Origin of the sequence: Streptomyces sp. Z423-1 (assembly GCF_013009255.1) — a bacterium.
Classification (GTDB): Bacteria; Actinomycetota; Actinomycetes; order Streptomycetales; family Streptomycetaceae; genus Streptomyces; species Streptomyces gossypiisoli.
Map to the genome: position 1 here is coordinate 5353910 of NZ_CP053109.1, position 22718 is coordinate 5376627.

The window sequence follows — 22718 nt, forward strand, 5'->3', positions numbered from 1 at the left end:
ACCGCCGCCCCCACAGGACTGTCCGAAGCGCTGTCCGAACCATGTACCAGTGTCCTGTGTGCGGACCCGACCCACGCCGAAGACGAGAACGACATACCTACTGGTTCCCTTACAAACAGGTCACGCACCCTCGACAGACCAATGTGAGAGGGGTCACCCTGTCATTCATCCACGCGGGGAGGCATGGATGGGCAGGAGCCGCAGAACACTTCCGGAGGAGCTTCTGCTGCTGGCACTGGACCCGGCAACGGGTACCACGGCACAGCCGCAGTCGCTCGACCTCGGTCTGGCCGGAGCACAGCTAGTGGAGCTGGCGCTGGCCGGACGGATAGCCCCAGACGGGGATCGTATCGCCGTGGTGGTACCACGGCCGACAGGAGATCCGACACTGGATTGCGCGTTGGAGTTGCTGCGCAGGCGTGGCGCTCCGGTACGGGCGGTCCACTGGATCGGCGGGCCACGACTGGGGCTCCGCCAGACCTACCTCTCGCATCTGGAGCGGTGCGGCATGGTGCATGCCGTGGCCGGTCAGATGTGCGGGGTGTTGCCGACAACTCGCTACCAGGCGACGGACAACGCCATCAGCCGGGAGATCAGGGCCCGGCTGGATTCCGCGATCCGCACCGGCGTACCGCCGGACCCGCGGACCGCTGCGCTCGCCGCACTGGCCCACGCGGTCGGCCTCGGCAAGCACCTCTATCCGGGCAACGAGGGCCGCTCGTCCCGTTCCCGGCTGCGGGACCTGATCCGGCACGACCCGATGGGCGGCCTCGTGGCGCACGCCGTGATGGACGTTCAGAACGGCGTCGCGGCCCAGCCGCGCCGCAGCCCTGCCCCGGCCGGCCGTCAGGCCGCCGCCGGTGCCAGGTCGGCGGAGCCTGCCCGGAGTGTCCCGGTGCAGCCGCGCCGCGGCACGATGGCACGCGCCGTGGCCCACTGAGCCGCAGTCCCACGGCAGCGCGCCGACGCGACCCAACGGCACCACCCAGCACCATCGGTACGGTCCACAGGGCCGCACCACGCACCGTCAGCGCCGCACCTGAGTCCCCAAGACCCGGTTCGGGAGCCGCAGCGGTCCGCGCGGGGTGGCGGGAGCCGTCGTTCGGACGACGGACGGCCCCACCACCCCGCGCGGCCGCGTGTCCGCGGCCCCTTCGCGTACCGCTCGTGCGAAGTGGTGCGAACTTGCGTCCTGTCGCGTACCCACCGCATATCCGCCGCATATCCGCTGCATATCCGCTGTTTCCCAGCGGTAAGTAGCCCCTTGGTGGCAGTCTGCTCAGCAGCAGATACGCATAGTTGCAAGTTCGAGGCACGCAGCCGGAGGTGTACGTCCCGTGGCGTCCAATGTCAATCCCACCGTCAGGCGGCGCCGGCTCGGCCAGGAGCTGCGCAGGCTCCGCGAGCTCAAGGGCATGACGGCCGAGGAGGTGGCGGAGCGGCTGCTGGTGTCCCAGTCGAAGATCAGCCGTCTGGAGAACGGCCGGCGCAGCATCAGTCAGCGCGACGTCCGTGACCTGTGCGGTGTCTACGAGGTGGAGGACCACCGGATCGTCGACTCGCTGATGCAGATGGCCAAGGACTCGCGCCAGCAGGGCTGGTGGCATTCCTTCGGTGACATCCCGTACAGCGTCTACATCGGTCTGGAGACGGACGCGGCGAGCCTTCGGGTGTACGACCCGCAGGTGGTCCCCGGCCTGTTGCAGACCCGTCAGTACGCCGAGTCGCTGATCCGCGGCGCGCTGCCGGAGGCGACGCCCACGGACATCGACAGACGCGTTCAGGTGCGGCTGCGTCGGCAGGAACGTATTGCCGCCGAGGAGAACCCGCTGCGCCTGTGGGCGGTGCTCGACGAGGCCGCCGTACGCCGCGAGGTCGGCAACAAGCAGGTGATGATCGACCAGCTGGAGCATCTGCTGGAGATGTCCCAGCTGCCGCATGTCACCGTGCAGTTGATCCCGTTCCAGATGGGCGCGCACCCCGGCGTGAGCGGGCAGTACGCGATCCTGGAGTTCCCCGACGCCGCGGATTCCAGCGTGGTCTACATCGAGGGTGTCACCAGCGACCTCTACCTGGAGAAGCCGCAGGACGTCCAGAAGTACAGCGTGATGTACGAGCACTTGCGGGCACAGGCCCTGAATGTCGACCAAACCCGGGAATTCCTCTCGGATGTGGCGAAGAGTTACGCCCGCTGAGCCCTGCGGGACATGCGGGGCGGAAAGATACACCCTCGCCCGCCTCGTGCGGAAGTCCTAGCGGGAATAAGCCAGCCGGTCGAGTGAATGGCCGCTCCGTGCGGCGATGTTGGCGAGTAGCGTCGATCACGCCATCGAGCAAGAACGTTGGCGCAATCACAGCAACTCAGCAACTGCTTACCGGAGCGAAAATGGCAATCAAGCAGGGCGCGACGGACACGTGGGTCAAGTCCTCCTACTCCCAGGGCAACGGCGCGTGCGTCGAGATCAAGTCCCCTGTCCTGTCCGCAATCTCCGTCCGGGACTCCAAGGTGACCGAGGGCCCCGTCCTGGCGTTCCCCGCGACCGCGTGGAGCGTCTTCGTGGCCTCGGTCAAGGCGTAAGGGGAGGGGGACACCTCCCTGACGCCGCCCGACAACTGCACAGCAGCACCCCAAGAGCCCTCTCGACCAGTTCGCCGTCCTAGCCGAGAGGGCTCGGGGCTGTCCTCGGCCCGCCCTCGGGCCCGTCCTTGGGCCGTCAGGTCACCGCACGGGGAACGCCACGTCGCACACCGGGTCCTCTGCCCCGGCCGCGTCCCAGTCCGCGAAGTAGATCTCCCGGCACGGGCCCGCCTGCCACAGCCCCTGCTTCGGGATCCATGCCTCCACCGCCCCGAAGGCCGCCAGGATCTGGGGATGCGCCACCTGCGCCTTGGTGATCCGGGTGTAGGCGAGCCGCTGGGCCGGTTCCACGCGGACCTTCGTCTCCCACGTACGGCCGTGCTGCGACACCCATGCCCGGGCCGCCGCCTCGTCGGCCACCGGCACGCAGGACTCGGCCGGTCCGTCGCTCTCCATCGACACTTCCGAGTGGTACACGACGAACGGCGCCGCCGTGCTGCCGCCGCACTCCTTTGCCGCCTCCTCCAACCGGCCCAGCGACGCCCCGATCCAGGCCGGCAGCTCACCCGCCAGCACATGCCGCGTCTCGGTGATCAGCACCTGCTCGGGCACGTCCACCGTCTCGACCACGAACTTCCCGTACATTTCGGAGCTCCTCCCCGACAGTCGTCCACGGAGGTACGCGGCGAGCGTCCGCTGCCCCGCCACCCGTGCCTCCACGTCCGCCCAGTACGCGTCGAGCCGGTCGGCGGCAGCCGCCCCGTCCGGCGCCTCGACGACCTCGGCGATCCGCGCGAGCGGCATGTCGAGCTGGCGCAGGAGCGCCACGAGCCGGGCGCGTTCGACCTGTCCGGCGCGGTAGTAGCGGTAGCCGCTGGCCTCGTCGACGTGCGCCGGGGCCAGCAGGCCCAGCCGGTCGTACAGCCGCAGGGCCTTGGCCGACAGCCGCGCCCGGGCGGCGAACGCCCCGATGGTGAGCAGTTCCTCTGCCACGTCCACCACGTCATCCTCCGTCACCGGGCGCCGTTCGCCCGGTGACAGGAAACTCGGGTCTGCCCCAGGGGAAAGGTCAAGCGGCGAGCTGCCGCTCCACCGCCGCCACGACCTCCGCCGCCTCCGGCTCGGTCTGCGGCGAGAACCGGGCGACGACCTTGCCGTCCCGCCCGATCAGGAACTTCTCGAAGTTCCAGCGGATGTCCCCGCTGTGCCCCTCGCCGTCGGCGAAGCCGACCAGCCGCTCGTACAGCGGGTGCCTGCCCTCCCCGTTCACCTCCACCTTCTCGGTCATCGGGAAGGTCACGCCGTACGTGGCCGAGCAGAACTCGGCGATCTCCTCGGCGCTGCCGGGTTCCTGCCCGAGGAACTGGTTGCAGGGCACGCCGAGCACGGTGAACCCGCGGTCCGCGAACCGCTCGTGCAGCCGCTCCAGCCCGGCGTACTGCGGGGTCAGCCCGCACTTGGAGGCCACGTTCACGATGAGCACGGCCTGTCCGGCGTACTGCTTGAGGTCGGCGGAGCCGCCCTGGAGCGCGTCGATGTCGGTGTCGAGGACGGATGCGTGTGCGTCATTGGTCGTCATGGGCGGATGCTAACGCCGGGGGGTGTCGGAACCGCGTACAGGAGGGTTCGGCTGGTCGGCCGACCTCAGGAGCACCTCTCCCGCCGCCGTCCGTGAGTACAGCACCGAGCGCCCGGCCCGTCGCCGCTGCACCAGCCCCGCGTCCAGCAGCACCCGCAGATGCCGCCCGACCGACCCGAGCCCCAGCCCGGTCACGGCGACGACCTGGGTCGTGCTCAGCGGCGACTCCAGCAGCACCAGCACCTGGGCCCGCGCCCGCCCGAGCAGCGCGCCGAGGGCGGCGGGCACGGGCGGCCGGGCGCGTTCGTCGGCGAGGACGCCCGCGCACGGGTAGACGACGGCGTACCGCTCCCGCCGCGGCTCCTCCCACGACACCCACCCGGTCTGCGGGGTGACCGGCACGAGGAGCAGCTCCGCACCCGAGATCTCCCGCGGTGGATACTCGTGCAGATTGACCTGCAACCGGCTCTCCCCGAGCCACCGCGTCCGCCCCGGCCGCAAGGCGTCCAGTACGGCCGCCCAGCCACCTTGCCCCGCCTGCGCGGTGCGGGCGACCACATCGGCCTCCAGCACACGCCGCCGACGGGCCCAGTACGGTCGTACGCCCTCCTCCCAGACGTACTCGACCAGCCGTGCGGCCCGCTCGGCGAGGTCGTCCCGCTCCAGCGCGGCGGGCAGCGGACCGCCGAGGGACATCCGCAGATGCGCGCGGACGGCCTCGGGCCGTGCCGCGCGCACCCGCGCGACCGCGTCCGCGAAGCTCTCCCCGTCCCACGGGGTCGGCGTCAGGAAGTCGGCGATCCAGTCCCGGCCGAGCCCGGCGCGGACGAGCGCCGCGGCGACGGGATCGGCCGCGAGCCGGGCCCGGTACGCCGGCAGATGGGCGCGCAGCCAGGCCTGCTCGCCGGGATGCGCACCGGCACCGGCGTGCAGGAGCTTGAGGCTCGCGAAGGTCTCGGCGTAGGGGGAGAGCAGGAAGCGGCTGCGGGCGAGGGTGTCGGCGTCGACCTGCCACCAGCCCATGGTCGTCCCGTTCCCCCCGGTCCTTTCGCGTGTGCGCGAAACAGTAACGCGCCGGTGCCGGGCGGCCGGAGACTCCGCGCATGCGCAGCTACCGACACCTGTTCCGCACACCCGAGTTCACCCCGCTCTTCCTCTCCTCCTCGGCCCACATCGCGGGCCAGACGATCGGCGGCCTGGCTCTGGGCACGCTGGTGTACGAGGCGACCCGCTCGCCGCTGCTGTCGGCGGTGAGCATGTTCGGGCCGTCGCTGGCGCAGGTGCTGGGCGCGACGCTGTTCCTGTCGTGGGCGGACGGCCTGCCGCCCAGGAACGCGCTGACGGCCGTCTCGGCGGGCTTCGCGGTGGGTACGGCGCTCCTGGCGCTGCCCGGCCTGCCGATCGGGGCGGTCCTGGTCGTCGTACTGGCGCAGGGGCTGATCGCGTCGCTGGGCGGAGGAGTGCGATGGGGACTGCTGACGGAGATCCTGCCCAAGGACGGCTATCTGCTGGGCCGTTCGGTGTTCAACATGATGAGCGGCGTCATGCAGATCTCCGGATACGCGACGGGCGGCGCCCTGCTGGTGGCGATCGGGTCGGCGCGCGTGACGTTGCTGCTGTCGGCGCTGCTGTTCCTGGCGGCGGCCGTCCTCGCCCGGCTGGGCCTGGGGCCCCGGCCGGCGCGCACGTCGGCCCGCCCGTCCGTGGCGGCGACCTGGCGCACCAACGCCCTCCTGTGGTCCTCCGCCCCTCGCCGGCGCCTCTACCTCGCCCTGTGGGTGCCCAACGGCCTGATCGTCGGCTGCGAGTCGCTGTTCGTGCCGTATGCCCCCGGGGCCGCGGGGCTGCTGTTCGCCTGTGCGGCGCTGGGGATGTTCGTCGGAGACGTGACGATCGGCCGCCTGGTGCCGCGCGCTGTGCGCGCCCGCCTCGGCGTACCGCTGCTGTTGCTGCTGGCCGCGCCGTACCTGCTCTTCTTCACACGCCCGGCGATCCCGCTCGCCGCCGTCGCCGTCACTGTGGCCTCGGTCGGCTTCGGGGCCAGCCTGGTCCAGCAGGAGCGCCTGCTGGCCCTGGTCCCCGAGGAACTCAGCGGCCACGCCCTGGGGTTGCACTCGGCGGGGATGCTCACGACGCAGGGCGTGAGCGCGGCGCTCGCGGGGGCGGTGGCCCAGGTCGCCTCCCCGGCGGTGGCGATGACGGCGATGGCGGGGGTGTCGGTGGCGGTGACGGGGTGTCTGGGGTGGGGGATGCGCAGGGGCGGCCGTGGGAGGGCCGAACGGGGCGCGATTGTTCCGGGTTGAGCGCTCCTCACCCTCGGCCGTCGTCCTCGACCAGCCCCGCGGATTGCTTGACGTGTCCCTGGCTAAGTGCGTTTCATGGGAGATGTGGGAGCGCTCCCACGTCGAACGGTTTTCGATTGGCTTCGATGTCAGGTTTCTGATGCCCACTCCTGGAGTCGCAGTGACACCACAAGGATCAGGATCACGATCGAGATCAAGAACATGGCGCGGCACGAGGCGCAGGAGCCTCGTGCCCGCCCTGCTGACCGCCCTGGCCACCGTCCTCGGCCTCCTCGCCCTCGGCGCGGCCCCGGCGCAGGCCCGGTCGCAGGCGCAGTCGCAGTCGCCCGGCGCGCTCGCGACCGGCCTGCACATCAGCGACGGCCGACTGCTGGAAGGCAACGGCAACGACTTCGTCATGCGCGGCGTGAACCACGCCCACACCTGGTATCCCGGCGAGACACAGTCGCTGGCGGACATCAAGGCGCTCGGCGCCAACAGCGTGCGCGTCGTGCTGTCCAACGGCCACCGCTGGACCAGGAACACCCCAGAGGACGTGGCCTCCGTCGTGGCCCAGTGCAAGGCCAACCGCCTGATCTGCGTGCTGGAGGTGCACGACACCACCGGCTACGGCGAGGAGCCCGCGGCCGGCACGTTGGACCAGGCGGCCGACTACTGGATCGGCCTCAGGGACGTCCTCACCGGCGAGGAGGACTACGTCGTCATCAACATCGGCAACGAGCCCTGGGGCAACACCGACCCCGCGGGCTGGACGGAGCCGACCATCGCCGCCGTCGAGAAGCTGCGCAGCGCCGGTTTCGAGCACACGATCATGGTGGACGCGCCGAACTGGGGCCAGGACTGGCAGGGCGTGATGCGGGCCAACGCCCAGTCCGTGTACGACGCGGATCCCACCGGCAACCTGATCTTCTCGATCCACATGTACAGCGTCTACGACACGGCGCAGGAGATCACGGACTACCTGAACGCCTTCGTGGCCGCCGGCCTCCCCATCCTCATCGGCGAGTTCGGCGGACCGCCCGACCAGTGGGGCGACCCGGACGAGGACACGATGATGGCCGCGGCCGAACAACTCGACCTCGGCTACCTGGCCTGGTCCTGGAGCGGCAACACCGACCCGATCCTCGACCTGGCGATCGACTTCGACCCGAGCCGGCTCAGCTCCTGGGGACAGCGCATCTTCCACGGCGCGAACGGCATAGCCCAGACGTCGAAGGAGGCCACGATCTTCGGCGGCGGCACGCCGACCGACACGCAGCCCCCGACCGCCCCCGGCACCCCCTCCGCCTCGGCGGTGACCTCCACGTCGGTCATCCTCACCTGGCCGGCGGCCACGGACAACGTACGCGTCACCGCCTATGACGTGGTCCGCGTCGCCGGCGCGTCCGAGCCGACGGTCGCCTCCGCCACCACCAACACGGCCACGGTGACCGGCCTGACGGCCGACACGACGTACACCTTCGCCGTCTACGCCCGCGACGCGGCCGGCAACCGCTCACCTCGCTCGTCGACGGTCACCGTCACCACCGACGACGCCCCGGCCGTGGCCTGCTCGGTCGGCTACCGCGTGGTGAACGAGTGGCCCGGCGGCTTCCAGGGCGAGGTCGTCATCCGCAACACCGGCACGACATCGCTGGACGGCTGGACCCTGTCCTTCACCTTCACCGACGGCCAGACCATCACGAACATGTGGGGCGGGGCGGCCAGTCAGACGGGCGGGACGGTGACGGTGACCCCGGCCTCCTACACGTCCACGATTCCGGCTGCCGGGTCGGTGACGGTGGGGTTCGTGGGGGCGCGGGGGGCGACGAACACGGCTCCGACGGCGTTCACGCTCAACGGGGCGGACTGCGCGGCGGCTTGATCCGGCCGGCACAGCGCCCGGCGGGGGCGGTCCGCCCCCGCCGGACTCCACTTGCCCCACCTCTGCGGACCCGAACTCGGACGAACTCGCGGGCGGATCCGTACCTATGCGCCAAGATGGGTATCGCCCTGTCAGGGCCGAACACGAGGGGGGCGTGGTGGCAGAGCTTGTCATGATGACTGTTACCGACGGCGAAGGCAGTGCTGTCTTCGAGGTCGAGAGCGATCTGGTCGGGTCGGATCTCGAACTGGCGGCTGACGACGGTGTGGTGAGACGTGCGCAAACCTCGCTGCACGAGGCGCTGGCGCGTGTCCGGCCCGCTCTGGTGCAGGTCTCGCAGACGGTCAGAGCGCTCGAACCGGATGAGACGGAGATCCAGTTCGGCCTCAAGATCGGCGGTGAGACCGGGGTGATCGTCGCCAAGGGGACGGCCGAAGTGAACTTCGCGGTGCGGGTGGTCTGGAAGCGGAACTGACCGTCATGCAGGTTCAGCGTGAAGGGTTCATCGTCAAGATCCGATCGCGGGCCTCGGACACTCCCGTCGGTGTCGGATTCGTCGTCGGTGGGCGGCACATCGTCACCTGCGCCCATGTCGTCAACGCGGCGCTCGGGTCTGACAAACGTCGGCAGGAACGGCCACCCGACGACGCCCGGGTCCAGGTCGAGTTCGTCCTGCTGGGCGACGGCGAGGGTGCGCCGCTGCGAGCGTGCCGAGTGGTGGCCTGGGACCCGCCGCCGGGCCCCCATGGCTCCGGCCGCGATGTCGCCGGGCTGGTCGTCGCCGGTGACACCCTCCCGGCGCAGGCGGGGGCGGCGCGCTTGGTGGACGCGTCGGGTGGCCTGGTCACCGGTACGTCCGTCGCGGTGTTCGGCTTCGCCGGTACGCCACCACGCAAGGCCAACGGTGCCTGGAGCACCTGCGTCCTGCGGGGCGCCGTGGGTGGAGGGCTCATCCAGCTGGACGCGCGGGCCGAGTCCGCCCTGCGGGCCCAGCCCGGCTACAGCGGAGCCCCGGTCGTCGCCACGGACCGCTGGGGCGACTCGGTCGTGGGGATGCTGGCGATCGCCGGCAAGGACGGCGCCGCTCACGACGCCTACGCCATCCCCCTGTCGGAAGTGGCGGCCGCCTGGCCCGACCTGCTGGGCCGCACGCTGCTCCCGCCCTGCCCCTATCGTGGGCTGGAGGCCTTCACCGCCCAGGACGGCAAGAGCGGGGTGTTCGTGGGACGCGAGGCCGAGGTCGAACGGCTGCGGAACATGGTGAAGGCCAAGCCGCTGGTCATGGTCACGGGCCCCTCGGGAGTGGGCAAGTCCTCCCTTGTGGCGGCCGGGCTGCGGCCCGAGCTGGAGAAGGACGGCTGGCGGGTGGCCACCTTCCGCCCGGGTACCTCTCCCTTCGAGGCAGTGGCCCGGGCCCTGCTCGACGTCGAGCGTCCGGGGGTCCGGCACTCACTCGAAGAGCTGGAGCGCCGGGCCGACGCGCTGCGGCTGGAGGGTTTCTGGCCCGTCGCTTCCAGGATCGCCGTGCTGACCGGGCAGCGGCTGGCGCTGGTCGGGGACCAGTTCGAGGAGACCTTCGGAAACGGGTCCGGTGCCGACCCGCTGCACTTCCTGCACAGCCTGCTCCCGCCCGCTGACAGCACGCCGGACGCGCGGGTGCGCCTCGTGTGCACACTGCGTGCGGACTTCCTGCCGGATCTGCTGGAACTGCCCGACGTCGGAAGCCGCATACAGGATCGGCAGCTGAATGTGTCGCCCTTGGACGAGTCGGCGCTGACCAGGGTCATCGTCGAGCCCGCCCATCTCTCCGGGGTCAGCTTCAGCCCGGGGCTGCCGGAGCGGATCGCCGCCGAGGCGAGCAAAGCGGTGGGAAGCCTGCCGCTGCTGGAGTTCACGCTCACCGAGCTGTGGCCGCTGCAACAGGAGCGGCAGATCAGCTTCGACAGTTACCACGGTCTGGGCGGGGTGTCGGGAGCGCTCAACCAGCACGCGGAGAACGTGTATCAGTGGCTCCGCGAGCACATGCACTTGCAGGAGCACCGGATCCGTCGTGCTCTGCTCGCCATGGTGCGTGCGCGGGGCGGAAGCGCCAACGCCGTACGCGCCACCACGCATCGTTCCCATCTCGGGGACGACTGGCACGTCGCTCGACTCCTCGCCGAACCCGACCACCGCATCGTCGTCCTGGGATCCGCCGGGCCCGACACGGCCGAGATCGCTCATGAGGCGCTGATCCGGGAGTGGGACAGACTGTCCGGCTGGGTCCAGGAGGACGCGGCCTTCCAGCAGTGGCTGAGCGTCATGGAGGACCGGGCCCGCGAGGGCGACCTGCTGTCCGCCACCCGCGTGGCGGAGGCCCAGCGGTGGCTGGGCGAACGCAAGAACGACATTCCCCCGGACGTGGCGGCCTTCATCGAGCACAGCAGCGAGGTGCTGCTTCAGCAACAGCAACAGACGATTCAACTCATCACCAGATCCCAGGAGTTGACGGAGCAGTTGGCCCTCCGGTCCGGGGAACTGGAGGAGCGGGCGAGACTGCTGGCCCAGCAGGGTCGTGACCTGGAGGTCAAGAACGCCGAGATCGAGGAGGCGCGGCAGATCCTGGAAGAGCGCACCGAGCAGCTCGCGGTCACCATGCGCTACAAGAACGAGTTCCTGGCCAACATGTCGCACGAACTGCGTACGCCGCTGAACTCGCTGCTGATCCTGGCCAAGCTGCTCGCCGACAATCCCGACCGCAACCTCTCCCCCAAGCAGGTCGAGTTCGCCGAGACCATCCATGGGGCGGGCTCCGACCTGCTCCAGCTGATCAACGACATCCTGGACCTGTCGAAGATCGAGGCGGACAAGATGGACGTCTCACCGACGCGTGTCGCGCTCGACCAGCTCGCCGACTACGTGGAGGCCACCTTCCGGCCGCTGACGGAGGAGAAGGGCCTCGACTTCCGCGTGCGGATCTCCTCCGAACTGCCGGAAAGCCTCGTCACCGACGAGCAGCGACTCTTCCAGGTGCTGCGCAATCTCCTCGCCAACGCGGTCAAGTTCACCGACGCCGGATCCGTGGAACTGATTGCCCGCCCCGCGACGGCAGCGCCGAATGCCCTGCTCGGACAACTCGCGCAGGCCGGTTCCCTGCCCGATCTCGACGCGCCCGTCATCGAGTTCCGTATCACCGACACCGGTATCGGTATCCCGGCCGACAAACTCGGAGTGATCTTCGACGCCTTCAAACAGGCCGACGGCACCACCAGCCGCAAATACGGCGGTACAGGACTGGGTCTGTCCATCTCACGGGACATAGCGCATTTGCTCGGAGGCGAGATCGCGGTCGAGAGCGAGCTGGGGCGCGGCTCGGTGTTCAGCCTGTACTTGCCACTGCCGACGCCGGAACCCACGCAGCCGGGTTCGCCCCGTCAGCGGCCTGGTGTGCCCGCGCCGTCGGCGGCCGGCGTTCGGTTTCACGGCGAGAAGGTACTGCTCGTCGATGACGACATCCGCACTCTGTTCGCCCTCATCGAGTTCCTGGAGCGGCACGGCCTCTCGGTGCGCTACGCGGAGAACGGTCGCGAGGGCATCGAGGTCCTGCAGGAGGACCCCGACATCGCGGGCGTGCTGATGGACATCATGATGCCGGAGATGGACGGCTACGAGGCGACCGCCGCCATTCGGGCCACGCCGGAACTGTCCGATCTCCCGGTCATCATGCTGACGGCGCGAGCGATGCCGCAGGACCGGGCGCGAGCCGAGGAGGCAGGCGCCTCCGCCTACCTCACCAAGCCCGTCGACGAGGACGCCCTGCTCTCCACCCTGAGGACCTGGCTGCCGGCGAACGGCCGGACCGGCCCCCGGCAGCCCGGGTGAAGGCGGATCCCTGTGCATCCGGGTCGTTCATCCGCCGGACGGCCGTCGCGAGCAGCGGCGTCTCCCGGCGCCGGGACCCGGCCGGCACCTTGCCGGCGCCGACCGGGTGAAGGACGGTCGCTTACGGCGTCACCGCATTGCCGCCGAAGGTCACGACGAGGCGGCCGTCAGCGGCGTAGGACCACCTCAGGGCGCCGGAGTAGGAGGAGCACCGGGAGCCGTTCGAGCCCGTCCGGAACTGGTTGGAGCTGTCGGCGTTGCCGACGATCCTGTCGTTCGTCCCGCCGCCGCTGCGGCACGAGGTGTTGTTCCGGAAGACCGAGCTGCCGGCGTCGAACGAGAAGTTGCGCTGTTCGTTGTCGACGCTGATGTTGTCCGACACGGTCATCGTGCCGGGGTTGCGGTTGTAGGTGAATCCGTGCTTGCCGTTGTTGTAGGCGATGTTGCGCCGGATGACGTGATTGACGGCGATGTCCTCGCCGCCGAGCTTGTAGCCGTTGCGGTCACCGTTTCCGGCCTGGGAGCCGTCGGAGAGGGTGCCGTTGTCGTAGGCGAGGGAGTCCTCGACGGTGACCGGGCCTATGGCGCCCGTGTCGGACTTGGTGTAGAGGTCCCAGCCGTCGTCGATGTTGTTGTGGGCGACGGCGTAGCGGAAGACGTTCCCGGGGCCGGAGGTGAGCTTCGCGGCGAAGCCGTCGGCGTCCTCGCCGTCGGAGTCGGCGTTGTCGCGCGACTCCGCACTCAGGACGAGGTTGTTCGACGGCCACTGGTCCTTGGGGGTGCTGGAGAGCATCCGCGAGAGCTGCAGTCCGGTGTCCCGGTTGTAGCGCGTCACGGTCCGCTCGAAGATGTTGCTGCCACCGACGAAGATCCCGTTGTCACCGGCGCGTTCGACGACGATGCCGAAGACGTGCCAGTACGACGCGTTCACGGTCTCGCGGGGATCACGCCCGGCTTATCTGCCTTGCTGCCCTACCTGCCCTGTCTGCCGCCAGCACCCGGCGGTTTGTCCGGGACCGGTCCCGGGTGTCCTGCACCAGGATGACCCTCGTCAGCGAACCATCGGCTGAATCGCGACCGGAATCGGTTGAATCGCTACCGAGAAGGAAGACACGCATGGACACTGCGCAGGCCGCTGGACGTCGGACGGCTCTCGCGAGGTCCCGGGCGCTCTGGGCGCTCGGGCCGGTCCTCGCGCTCATGGTCACAGCTTGCGGTGGCAGTGACAGCGACGATGCGGGAAGTGCCGCGACTCCGACGACGGGCAAGGGACAGCGCTCGGCGTCTCACTCCGCACCGGCCAGTCCGTCTCCGACCCCGACTCCGTCTCCGACCCCCACGCCATCTCCGACACGCAAGGAGGCGCGGGACGGGCGGAACTTGGATGCGTGCCTGGACCGCAGCTGCGAGGTGGAAGTCAGGGACGGAGACACGATCCGCTTCGCCCCCAAGTTCATCAGCGAAACCTTCACGGTGGACCGCATCACGGACGACAGAGTCGAGTTCTCGGCGACCGACGATCAGCCGTCACCGCTGAGGGGCTGGGTGGGCGGCACCGGCACGGTCGAAACCGGCGACATCCATGTCGACTTCGACCGCCCGGACGACGAGAGGGTCATCCTGAAGTTCAGCCCCAGGCGAGACGAATAGCCCCATTCCGCCCGTAACGCCCGTACCGCTCACGTATGCGAACCCGTACCGCTCACGTATACGAAACAGAGACCATCCCGCATCCCTCTCTCTGCAACCTCAGACCCATCCTGGCTGTCTAGGAACGAGTCGGTGGCCGCCCGTCCGGTGGCCGCACCCCGGTCCCGCAAGCGGTGCCGTGGCTCATCGGTCGAGGAGAGGATTCGCGATGCCCGGTCTCAGAGGTGCGTCGGTGCTGGTGGCGATGACCGGGATCCTGGCGTTGACGGGCTGCCAAGATGAGTCAGGAACCCGTTCCGCCTCGGGCGCCCCGTCCTCGGCTCAGCCTTCCGTGAATGCCTCAGTAGCGGCGGACACCCCTTCGAACACCCCTGCCACGACCATGACCACCCCCTCGCCCTCTGCCACCACCACCCCCTCGCCCTCGCCCTCTGCCACCGCCACGCCCACGAACCCGGCAGCCATCACCACCGTCACTCCGTCGCCCACCGCAGCCACTCCCGCAGGCACCGTCCCCACACCCGCGAGCCGGCCCGGCTGCCAGAACCTGACCGTCAGCAACGAAGTGAAGGCCGCCGTGACGGGGGCATACCGGCGCAGCTTCCCCCGCTTCACCCACATCCGGCCGGTGCCGCGACAGTTCTTCTACGGCCAGTGCGACGGCGTCCGCTACGCCGCCACCCGCTTCGAGTCCACCCCCGGCGCCACGCACGACCAACTGGTGGCCATGCAGGACGAGGGCAGCGTCACCAAGTACTTCCGCACCACGTCCGGAGGCAACTGGACGTACATCGCCAGCGACGCCTTCCCTCGCGGCCCCTTCGGCTGCGGCCATGTCCCGCAGATCCCCGAAGCCCTGGTCGCGGCCTGGGGCAACTGCTCGGCCGGCTGAGCCGAAGGCCCGGCCTCATGTGTGCTGAATGCGGTTGCCCCGGATACGGGAGCCGCGGCGGGGCCCGGAACTGCGTGTGGCAAGGTGTGCCGACGGCTGACGTCGGCCATGCCTCGCGCGGGAGTCCGACCTCTGGTTGCTCCCCCGCCCGGTTCCTATGCGACCTCGCAGGAGTACGCCCGTGAACGGAAAGCGCCGCCGATTGCTGCTGGCGGCCATCGACCCCATGCTCGAGCCCGAGGAGCAGGTCGAGGTGGCGACCATTGTGAACCTGAGCTCGGTCTCGGTGCGCCGGACCGCCGCGTTCGCGGCAGCCTCGGCGATCGTGAGCGGCGGTGGGATGGCCGTAATCCCGGCACCGACCCCCATGTATCTGGCGATGACCGACCGTCGCATCTTTATCTTCCGGGCAAACCCGACATTCGCCCGGCCGGAAGAGCACCTGATGACGATTCCACGCGCCGGTCTCGTGCGCTCGGAGATCAAGGAGCGCCTGCTCAACTCGTCCTTCGTCGTTTCCTCGCCGGGCAATGAGCAGGGCCTGGAGATCATCTTCCCGCTGGTCGGTCGCAAGGACCGGAACGCGATAGCGGCCGCCGTACCCCTGGCAGGCTGACCGCCCCGGACGCGGCGGACGTCGAGTGACCGTCACGGCGGCGCGCTCAGCCACCGCCGCCCGATATGCGGTCCAACCTCGGAGCCCCTTCCGCTCTGCGAGCGCAAGGGGCTCCGGTCTGTTGTCCCTCTGTGCCCGGCAGGATTCGCGGATGGACGCTGGCAGTTGCGGATCATCCTCTACTGAGGCCCGTCCGGCGAGGGCCCCGGACCATCGGCTGGGAAGCTGCGATCATTTGAGGTGGACTCCTGACTGACCTGCGCGGACGGCTGGTTCGGGAGCTCGCAAGGCTGTGGCGGTTTCACCGTGATTCCCCGCTGTTCCCCGTCCGATCTGGTGCGTTTGTGGTGCGGGGCGGAGGGGCCTGCGCAGGACCACTGCCCTCTGGGCGGGTCAGAAAGATCATGCGAGAGTGGGTCCATGACGGCACCAGGGACTACGGTCGTGGCGGTCGACGAGGTCGAGGAGCTGGCGGCGGAGGGGTTGCACTGGCTGACCGCGTCGGCGCGAGAAACCGCCGACGGAGGACTCGCCTGGACGACCAGACCCTCGGACGACGAGCTCACCCCGATGCTCTACAGCGGTACGGCCGGTGTCGTCCCCGTACTCCTGGAGGCGTGGCGGCACTTCGGCGACGACTCCTACGCCGATTCCGCCCTGCGCGCGGCCCGCAGCCTCGCGAACTCCATCGACGGCATCGATGACGACTCCCTCTACTTCGGACGCACCGGAATCGCCCTCGTCCTGCGCGCCCTGCATGAAGAACTCGGCGACGCGGCCGCCGGCGACGCCGCCGACCGCGCGCTGGAACTCGTGCGATCACGCTTCGACGGGACCCGCTGGGGAGACCTGTTCGAGCTGATGGGGGGCAACGCGGGGATCGGCCTCGGCGCCCTTGTGGCCGGCGACGCCGAACTGGCCGTCCTCGCCATGGAGCCGTATCTGCGGACGGCGGAGCAGACCCCGTCGGGCGTCCAATGGGCCCACCGCACAGGTATCGACTCCCGTCTGCACCACATCTCGCACGGCACGCTCGGCATCGTCCTGGCGCTTGCCCGAGTCGGTGGGGCCACCGGTCGTGCGGACCTGGTCGAGCTGGCGCTGGCCGGTGCCGCAGACATCGTGGCGCGTGACGCAGGGGGGCCGGAGGGCTTCCTGGTGCTGCACTCCACCCCGCAGTACCGTCCCGATGTGATCGATCCCATCAGCTACGGCTGGTGTCACGGACCGGCCGGTGACGCCCAGGTCTTCCGGCTGCTGCGGGACATCATGGCCGACCCCGTCTGGGCCGCCCTCGCCGACCGCTGCTGGCATACGGTCACCCACTCCGGCCTGCCCCAGCGGCTGCGCCCCGGCTTTTGGGACAACAACGGCCGCTGCTGCGGCACCGCGGGCGTCCTCGCTTTGGCATGCGACCGGATCTCCGAACAGCAGGACCCCTACGACTTCGCCCATGTCCTCGTCGCGGACCTTGTCGCCCGTGCGATCCGGGACAGCGACGGCGCCCGCTGGTCCAACTTCGAGCACCGGGACACTCCGAGCGACCTCGAACCGTGCACCGGCTGGGCGATGGGTAATGCGGGCATCGTCCGCGAACTCCTGCGCTTCGTACGGCTGAGTCGCGGGGGCGATCCCCAGTACGCGTTCGCCTGGCCGGACCAGCCTCCGGTGCCCGCTCAGGCCACGATCCGCTCCTCTGGTACCGACACCGTGTCGTAGTCGACCGGGTGTCCGCGCCTGTCTGCACAGCGTTTGAGGTGTCTCACGGGGCTACGCGTAGGGCCGTTCACCAGCGCGGCCGCCCGGTACAGGGGGGAGGAACCAGCGTGCGACGGCTCGTCCCGCACCGTCCGTTCATGCATCGCTCACGTGTGTGGAGCGTTCTCGGCTGTGGCGGAGTGGGCGTCTCCGCGCGGGCCGCGGGGAGGGATGCCGGATGAGAGGGGCCTGGCAGGGGCTGTCGGAGCGGACGTCCGCGGAGGGCCATGGGCCCGGCCGAGCTGGTGAAGATCGGCTTCAGTGTGGGGGCGGGGTACCGTTCCGCTACCGCTGCGCTGTGCAGCGATGACGGGCGTGAGCGCATCGTCGTGGTCACGCCTCATGCAACGCCGTCTGGGCCGTTCGAGGGGTGAGGCGTCGGTGAGCGGAGGACAAGGTTCGGGTCCGATTCACCGGTCGCCCGCAGAGGCTCACCCCTGAGTGGGAGGAACCGGGAAGAGCAGGCAGCTACTGGTGGCGTGGGCGAGCAGACGGTCTTTCACGTCGACCAACTGCGCCTGGGCGAGGGCGGTTTGACGGCCCTTGTTGACGACCGTGCCGACGGCGCGCACCGTGCCCGTCTCCACGGTGATCCGCCGGAGGAACTTCACCGTCAGGTCGAGTGAGGTGTACGCCATGCCTTGCGGGAGGGTGGTCTGTACGGCGCAGCCCGCCGCCGAGTCGAGCAGGGTGGCGAAGATGCCGCCGTGCACGCTGCCGATCGGGTTGTAGTGCTCCTCGCCCGGCGTCAGGGAGAAGACCGCCCTGCCGGGCTCCACCTCGTCCAGGCTGAAGTCGATGGCGTAGTTGATGGGCGGCCCCGGCAATCGCCCCGCCTGCAACTCGCGCAGGAAGTCGATGCCGGCCATGCGTCCGGCGGCTTCCGCCAGGATCGCGGGATCTTCCCATTGATACGTACGTGTTCGTCCCACGACCGAGCGCCTTCCCATCTGACTTCTGCAAGTGAAGCTAGCTTCCGGCTCGCCTGACTGTCAATGACGAAGCCAGGCCCCTACGATGGCCGGATGGAGTGGCTTGAGGCGAGCACGGAGAACTGCCCCGTCCGGCGCACGCTCGACGTGGTCGGAGAGAAATGGACGTTGCTGATCCTGCGGGACGCCGTCAACGGAGTCCGCCGCTTCGACGACTTCCACCGCCACATCGGCCTGTCGGAGGCCGTCCTCAGCGACCGCCTCCGGAAGCTGATCGCGGCCGGCATCCTCAAGACCGTCCCCTACCAGGAACCGGGCAGCCGCTCCCGCAACGAGTACCGCCTGACCAGCAAGGGCTGGGACCTGTGGCCCGTCCTGATGGCGCTGCGCCAGTGGGGCGAGGCGTACGCCCTCGACCCCGAGGGCCCCGTACTGGACGTTCGCCACACCGACTGCGACGCTCCGGTACGCGTCGTGGTCGAGTGCTCCGAGGGGCATTCCACCCTCACCCCTGGGCAAGTCACCGCCCGGCTGGGACCCGGTGCCCGGCTTCGGTCGTAAGTCATGGGCATGAGACCCCGGCCGGGGCTCGACGTCCCCCTGAAGCACAGCTCGACGACGCCGAGACCGCCTACCCGCCGGCTGCTCACCCAGGGCTACGAGCCGCCGAACATCGGCAGCACGGGCCCCTCGATCGGCGGCGCCCTCGCCGACGAGCAGCCGAACGTGCCGGTGACCCTTCTGAGAAGGTCGCACGGCAAGTCCTGCGCACCCCCGGCAAAGCCCCCCGCGACAAGACGATCGCCGAACTCGGCAAGCAGCTCTGTGTAGGCGCATGCGGCGCGCACCGAGGCGCGGTCACTGGCACGTTCGATGCGCACCGGCCAGCACAGCACGGCGCCCACGCAAACGGCCCCGGACGGGGAGTCCGAGGCCGAACAGGGCGCCTCCCAGAGAGAAAGCGCAGGTCAGGCGCGTAACGCGTGATGCCCCCGAGCCGCACCTCGTCGACGTCGGCGGCGGAACCTTCCCCGCCGCCGCACCTTCGCCGCCTAGGCAGGAGAGAGCCGCGGGGTCCCGGCGCGGGACCCTTGTGAGCTACTTGCCGAGGACGACGGTGTTGTTGCAGCCCTGGCTCGAGCCGAGGATGGTGGTCTGCGAGCCGGGCGAGCCCTCGCCGTTGGACCGGTTGCCCTCCCGGCCGTTCTGGAACCCGGACTGGCCCTGTACGTCGACGTTCTTTTCGGTCGTCGTGCATGAGGTGCTCTGGCTGATGAGGAGCGTCTTGCTCTCTTTACCGTTGTGCTTGTCTCCGTGTCCGTGCTTCTGCCCGTGTTCTTGCTTCTGCCCGTGTTCTTGCTTCTGCCCGTGTTCTTGCTTCTGCCCGTGCCCGTCGGCGTAGGCGGTGCCGGTGCCGAGGAAGCCGATGGCGCTGACGAGGACTGCCACGACAGCGGTCTTGCGAGGCTTGCGCATGTCTTCTCCGAGCGTTGAAGCGGACGCGTACGCGATCCGCCACGTCATAAGGTGACGAGAGGATAATGCGCAAAATATCCGATATCTGTTCGTCGGCACGCCGGATCGTCTGACCAGCCAGCAAGGGTGTCGGCCCCGCGGCCGGCCCAGTTCCCTGTACGGCCAAGGCATCACGAAGCCGAATGCGGGCGTAGGCGCTCCGCGCAGAACCACCGTGTGGCCGCGCCATGAGCGCGAGGCGGCCCAGGCTCTTCGCCACTGACGCAGTGCGCCGACGAAACCCCCTGCAGCGTCGACGAGTTCGTCTCACGACGGCGCATCTCGACGACGTCCCGCGCCACGTACGGCCGGAAACGATCTCCGGCAACGGCGTGGGAGGCGACCGCCGGACGGGAGCACGTCGCTCCTTCGAGTCGGCGGCGTTCACGGAGTATTCAACAGTCGCAACATGGCGATCTACCAATCCAGTTGGCTCAGAGGAGTCTTCCAGCACCCGTGCGCTCAATCATCAACAACGTATCCCTGCCCGTCGAGATCGAGCCTGCTCGGTTCTCGCTCGCGGAACTGGACGCCGCGGACCGTGACTTCATCGGCTCTCCGCCCGTCTCCCCCGGTGTCCAACCCCGACTTCACGGCACTGGATGTCGCCACCGAGGACACCGTCGGCGTACGCTCCGCCGTCCCGGCCACGACGGAGGACGGTATACCGGTGCGGTACAAGACGGAGCCGCAGGCGGAGTCGGTCAGCCGCTGGAACGATACCGATGGGTGGGTGGGCCTGATCTGGCCAAACGCCACTCCGTAGTTCTCACATGCCCGCAGGGTTTCCCGGCCTTACGTGTGCTGAATCCGTTCTGTACAAAAAACTCCTGTGCGTCGGCTCTCGCACCTCTGCGATCATCCCCGAATGGCGCACAGTCTCGAATCGCTGGTCATCCGGCACGCCCACCGCCTTTCCTCTCCCAAGGGATCAGCCGGGGACGGAGCCACCGCCGCACGGCAGTTCGACGCGGCGCTGACATCCGTGGGCTTCAAGCTCTCGGCGGAGTTGCTGGAGCGGCTGTCAGGGCTGTCCGAGGCCGCAGTCGTGCACACCGCCAAGCGGACGCTGCGCACCGTGAGCGAGATGGTGGGCGGCCACGTCCGGCACAACTCGTACTTCATCGACTTTCCGGCGAACGTGCCGGACACCGAAGAGTTCTGGATGCGGTGTGTGACGAAGGCGCTCGGCGACGACAAGTCGCGCAGGAACGTGCTGACGCAGCTGGCGCACGGGGTGTTGGACCTGCTCAGCCTCCCCACGTACGGCCGCTACCAGCACACCTACGAGGAGATGCTCGCGGCGCAGGACGAGCTGATCGCCTCGGCGGGTGACCGGGTGACCGTCCTGCACCTCGGTCGGGACTTGGACGACGAACTCACGGATCTGTACCTGACCTTGGCGGGCAGCACGACGCCACTGGGCGAGGACCACCTGCGCGACCTCAAGACCCTCGCCGAGCGATGCGCGCTCGGCCCCCAGCCGGAGTCGATCCCCGTCCGGGAGAACCGGGCGGTCGTCAACGAGGCCCGCCTCGGCGTCGGCGCCGACCTCCTGCTGGACACCGTCACCGATGTGCTGCGTCTGGCCTGCGCACTGTCGGGCGGCGACGTGACGCTCCAGGAGCCGACCCGGTTCCGGTCGCTGTCGCGGCCGGTGCGCCGGGGGCTGCTCGCGGGCCTCGACGCGGTGGTCGCGGCGAACCCGGCGAAGCTCGCCGATGTGCACGCGCACCGGGAGCCCTTCAAGCGGCTCGGCGAGCGTCTCCACCCGCACGAGTACCCGCGCTGGCCACACGCCGCCGATGTGTTCGCTGTCGCGCGGGGCGAGAAGGAGGCGCGGTCCTTCGACAGCCGCGTCGAGCAGCTGCTCGACGAGTCCGACGTCACCGGCGCGGTGAAGCTGCTGAAGTCCGCTCCCGGCAAGCTGTTCCGCGCCCTGGACCACCTGCTGCGTATCGCCGCCGACCAGGAGGAGCGGGACGCGGTGGTGGCCGCCGCGGTGGAGGTCGCTCCCGAGGTCTCCGGCCGGGTCGTCCTCTCGGTCCGTGAGCACTTCCACAACCGGGAGCGGGAGACCGACGAGCCCCGCATCTTCGTCAACCGCCGGGGCCGCGCCTGGGTGGCCCGCGACGTCCGGCCCCCGCTACCGGCCGCCGACCGGGACCGTCTGATCACCGCCCTCGACGCCGAGGTGCGCCGCCGGCTCCCGGCGCCGGGCCGGCTGTTGCTCGACCCCGACGTCCTCGACGTGGCGCTCCCGCTCAGCGGCAGGGCGACCGCGGCCGGGTTCGGCGTACTGCCGCGGGGTTCGGTCTCGAAGGTCGACGGCGAACTGCTGCGCTTCTTCGTGTACTGGAAGCAAAGCGAGGTCCGGACCGACTACGACCTTTCGGCGCTGCTCCTGCACAGCGACTACAGCACCGACTCCTGGCTCTCCTACACGGCCCTCACAGCCGTCGGGGGCGAGCACTCGGGCGATGTCACCGACGCGCCCGACGGGGCCTCGGAGTTCATCAACCTGTCCCTGGACCGGGTGCGCGGCACGTTCATCGTTCCCCAGGTCAACATCTACGCGGGCGAGGGCTTCGAGGACGTCGAGGAGTCGTTCTTCGGGTTCATGCTGCGCGACGGTGAGCAGAAGGGCCGCCCGTTCGAGCCGCGCACGGTGCGGATGAAGTCGGAGCTGCGTGGGACGGGCCGAGTGGCGCTGCCTCTGGTCTTCCAGCGCCGGGACGACGGCAGGTGGCGTGCGAAGTGGCTGCACCTGTACCTGAAGGGCATTTCGTCGGCGAACCGGGTCGAGGAGAACCAGGTGTCGGTGTCCAAGGTGGTGCGTGCCCTCGTGGAGCGCGAGCAGCTGACGACGCGGTACCTGGTCGACCTGATGTCCCGCGACACCACGACCGTGGACCTGTGGGACGGCGAGCCGGTCCCGGACGAGCCGGTGACGTACATCGGACTCGAACGCCCCGAGGGGCTGCACCCGGACTCCCGGGTCATCACCCTCGAAAATCTGCGCGACCTGATCCCGGGCTGAGTGCTAGCGTTGCCCACGGCGAGGCCATGAAGGGGCTTCCTTCTCATTCACTGCAAATGAACTCAAGTCCTTTCGCTCTCCTCGCCCTCGACGTTGCTCCTGGCGGTGCCCGCGCTCAGCGCGCGGGCGC

20 protein-coding genes and 2 pseudogenes are annotated in these 22718 nt (G+C 69.5%); 15 read left to right on the top strand and 7 right to left on the bottom strand.

All coding sequences use genetic code 11. The features are described from left to right. Positions 1–187 precede the first annotated feature (187 nt). The 3 genes from HJD23_RS24015 to HJD23_RS24025 all read left to right on the top strand — a co-directional run bounded on the left by HJD23_RS24015 (position 188) and on the right by HJD23_RS24025 (position 2578). Positions 188–940 (top strand): GPP34 family phosphoprotein, encoded by a 753-nt coding sequence (locus tag HJD23_RS24015; RefSeq protein WP_171114596.1) that lies wholly within the window; start codon positions 188–190, stop codon positions 938–940. 397 nt (positions 941–1337) lie between these two features. After that, complete coding sequence (locus tag HJD23_RS24020; protein ID WP_141311171.1) at positions 1338–2195, top strand: helix-turn-helix transcriptional regulator; 858 nt, start codon at positions 1338–1340, stop codon at positions 2193–2195. Between the two features lie 191 nt (positions 2196–2386). Further along, on the top strand, positions 2387–2578 hold the full coding sequence (locus HJD23_RS24025; RefSeq protein WP_141311170.1) for a DUF397 domain-containing protein: 192 nt from the start codon (positions 2387–2389) through the stop codon (positions 2576–2578). A gap of 141 nt (positions 2579–2719) precedes the next feature. Here the strand turns inward: HJD23_RS24025 and HJD23_RS24030 are convergent, their stop codons facing one another. Genes HJD23_RS24030 through HJD23_RS24040 form a run of 3 tightly spaced genes read right to left on the bottom strand, consistent with a single transcriptional unit; the run spans position 2720 to position 5180 of the window. Continuing rightward, positions 2720–3595: a MerR family transcriptional regulator gene (locus tag HJD23_RS24030; protein ID WP_171114595.1), complete on the bottom strand. Its 876-nt coding sequence runs from the start codon at positions 3593–3595 to the stop codon at positions 2720–2722. 52 nt (positions 3596–3647) lie between these two features. After that, the gene (locus HJD23_RS24035; protein ID WP_171114594.1) at positions 3648–4157 is read right to left on the bottom strand and encodes a glutathione peroxidase; all 510 of its coding nucleotides are present in this window, start codon (positions 4155–4157) and stop codon (positions 3648–3650) included. A 9-nt stretch (positions 4158–4166) separates the two neighbouring features. Beyond that, entirely contained in the window at positions 4167–5180 is a 1014-nt protein-coding gene (locus tag HJD23_RS24040) for a winged helix-turn-helix domain-containing protein (protein WP_171114593.1), read from the bottom strand. 80 nt (positions 5181–5260) lie between these two features. Here HJD23_RS24040 and HJD23_RS24045 point away from each other — a divergent pair, with 80 nt between their 5' ends. The 5 genes and pseudogenes from HJD23_RS24045 (at position 5261) to HJD23_RS45040 (ending at position 12185) form a co-directional block, all read left to right on the top strand. Beyond that, a complete protein-coding gene (locus HJD23_RS24045) occupies positions 5261–6460 on the top strand; it encodes an MFS transporter (protein ID WP_171114592.1) in 1200 nt (399 codons plus the stop codon). A gap of 139 nt (positions 6461–6599) precedes the next feature. Next, the gene (locus HJD23_RS24050; protein WP_171118843.1) at positions 6600–8324 is read left to right on the top strand and encodes a cellulase family glycosylhydrolase; all 1725 of its coding nucleotides are present in this window, start codon (positions 6600–6602) and stop codon (positions 8322–8324) included. 157 nt (positions 8325–8481) lie between these two features. After that, positions 8482–8799, top strand: coding sequence for a CU044_2847 family protein (locus HJD23_RS24055; protein ID WP_171114591.1), 318 nt, complete (start codon positions 8482–8484; stop codon positions 8797–8799). 5 nt (positions 8800–8804) lie between these two features. Further along, positions 8805–9365: pseudogene (locus HJD23_RS45035) on the top strand (trypsin-like peptidase domain-containing protein); the annotation flags it as partial. Between the two features lie 12 nt (positions 9366–9377). Next, entirely contained in the window at positions 9378–12185 is a 2808-nt protein-coding gene (locus HJD23_RS45040; protein ID WP_332108907.1) for a response regulator, read from the top strand. 121 nt (positions 12186–12306) lie between these two features. On the opposite strand, the pseudogene HJD23_RS24065 reads toward HJD23_RS45040, so the two are convergent. After that, positions 12307–13116: pseudogene (locus HJD23_RS24065) on the bottom strand (silent information regulator protein Sir2); the annotation flags it as partial. A gap of 479 nt (positions 13117–13595) precedes the next feature. Here HJD23_RS24065 and HJD23_RS24070 point away from each other — a divergent pair. From HJD23_RS24070 to HJD23_RS24085, 4 genes are all read left to right on the top strand, one after another. Next, positions 13596–13835 (top strand): hypothetical protein, encoded by a 240-nt coding sequence (locus tag HJD23_RS24070; protein ID WP_171114589.1) that lies wholly within the window; start codon positions 13596–13598, stop codon positions 13833–13835. Positions 13836–14217: 382 nt separating this feature from the next. Further along, a complete protein-coding gene (locus tag HJD23_RS24075) occupies positions 14218–14727 on the top strand; it encodes a hypothetical protein (RefSeq protein ID WP_171114588.1) in 510 nt (169 codons plus the stop codon). Between the two features lie 181 nt (positions 14728–14908). Further along, positions 14909–15343, top strand: coding sequence for a hypothetical protein (locus HJD23_RS24080; RefSeq protein WP_171114587.1), 435 nt, complete (start codon positions 14909–14911; stop codon positions 15341–15343). Positions 15344–15763: 420 nt separating this feature from the next. Continuing rightward, a complete protein-coding gene (locus tag HJD23_RS24085) occupies positions 15764–17062 on the top strand; it encodes a lanthionine synthetase LanC family protein (RefSeq protein WP_171114586.1) in 1299 nt (432 codons plus the stop codon). 470 nt (positions 17063–17532) lie between these two features. Here the strand turns inward: HJD23_RS24085 and HJD23_RS24090 are convergent, their stop codons facing one another. Then, positions 17533–18033 carry a PaaI family thioesterase gene (locus tag HJD23_RS24090; RefSeq protein ID WP_171114585.1) on the bottom strand — a complete coding sequence of 167 codons (501 nt, stop codon included), beginning with the start codon at positions 18031–18033 and terminating at the stop codon, positions 17533–17535. Positions 18034–18126: 93 nt separating this feature from the next. Here HJD23_RS24090 and HJD23_RS24095 point away from each other — a divergent pair, with 93 nt between their 5' ends. Beyond that, positions 18127–18594 carry a helix-turn-helix domain-containing protein gene (locus HJD23_RS24095; RefSeq protein ID WP_171114584.1) on the top strand — a complete coding sequence of 156 codons (468 nt, stop codon included), beginning with the start codon at positions 18127–18129 and terminating at the stop codon, positions 18592–18594. A gap of 95 nt (positions 18595–18689) precedes the next feature. Here the strand turns inward: HJD23_RS24095 and HJD23_RS24100 are convergent, their stop codons facing one another. Next, on the bottom strand, positions 18690–18938 hold the full coding sequence (locus tag HJD23_RS24100) for a hypothetical protein (RefSeq protein WP_171114583.1): 249 nt from the start codon (positions 18936–18938) through the stop codon (positions 18690–18692). 193 nt (positions 18939–19131) lie between these two features. Continuing rightward, positions 19132–19557, bottom strand: a complete 426-nt coding sequence (locus HJD23_RS24105) for a hypothetical protein (RefSeq protein ID WP_171114582.1) — start codon at positions 19555–19557, stop codon at positions 19132–19134. 565 nt (positions 19558–20122) lie between these two features. On the opposite strand from HJD23_RS24105, the gene HJD23_RS24110 reads away from it, so the two are divergent. After that, positions 20123–20314 carry a hypothetical protein gene (locus HJD23_RS24110; protein WP_171114581.1) on the top strand — a complete coding sequence of 64 codons (192 nt, stop codon included), beginning with the start codon at positions 20123–20125 and terminating at the stop codon, positions 20312–20314. 102 nt (positions 20315–20416) lie between these two features. Further along, positions 20417–22588, top strand: a complete 2172-nt coding sequence (locus HJD23_RS24115; RefSeq protein ID WP_171114580.1) for a TerD family protein — start codon at positions 20417–20419, stop codon at positions 22586–22588. The last annotated feature ends 130 nt before the right edge of the window (positions 22589–22718 follow it).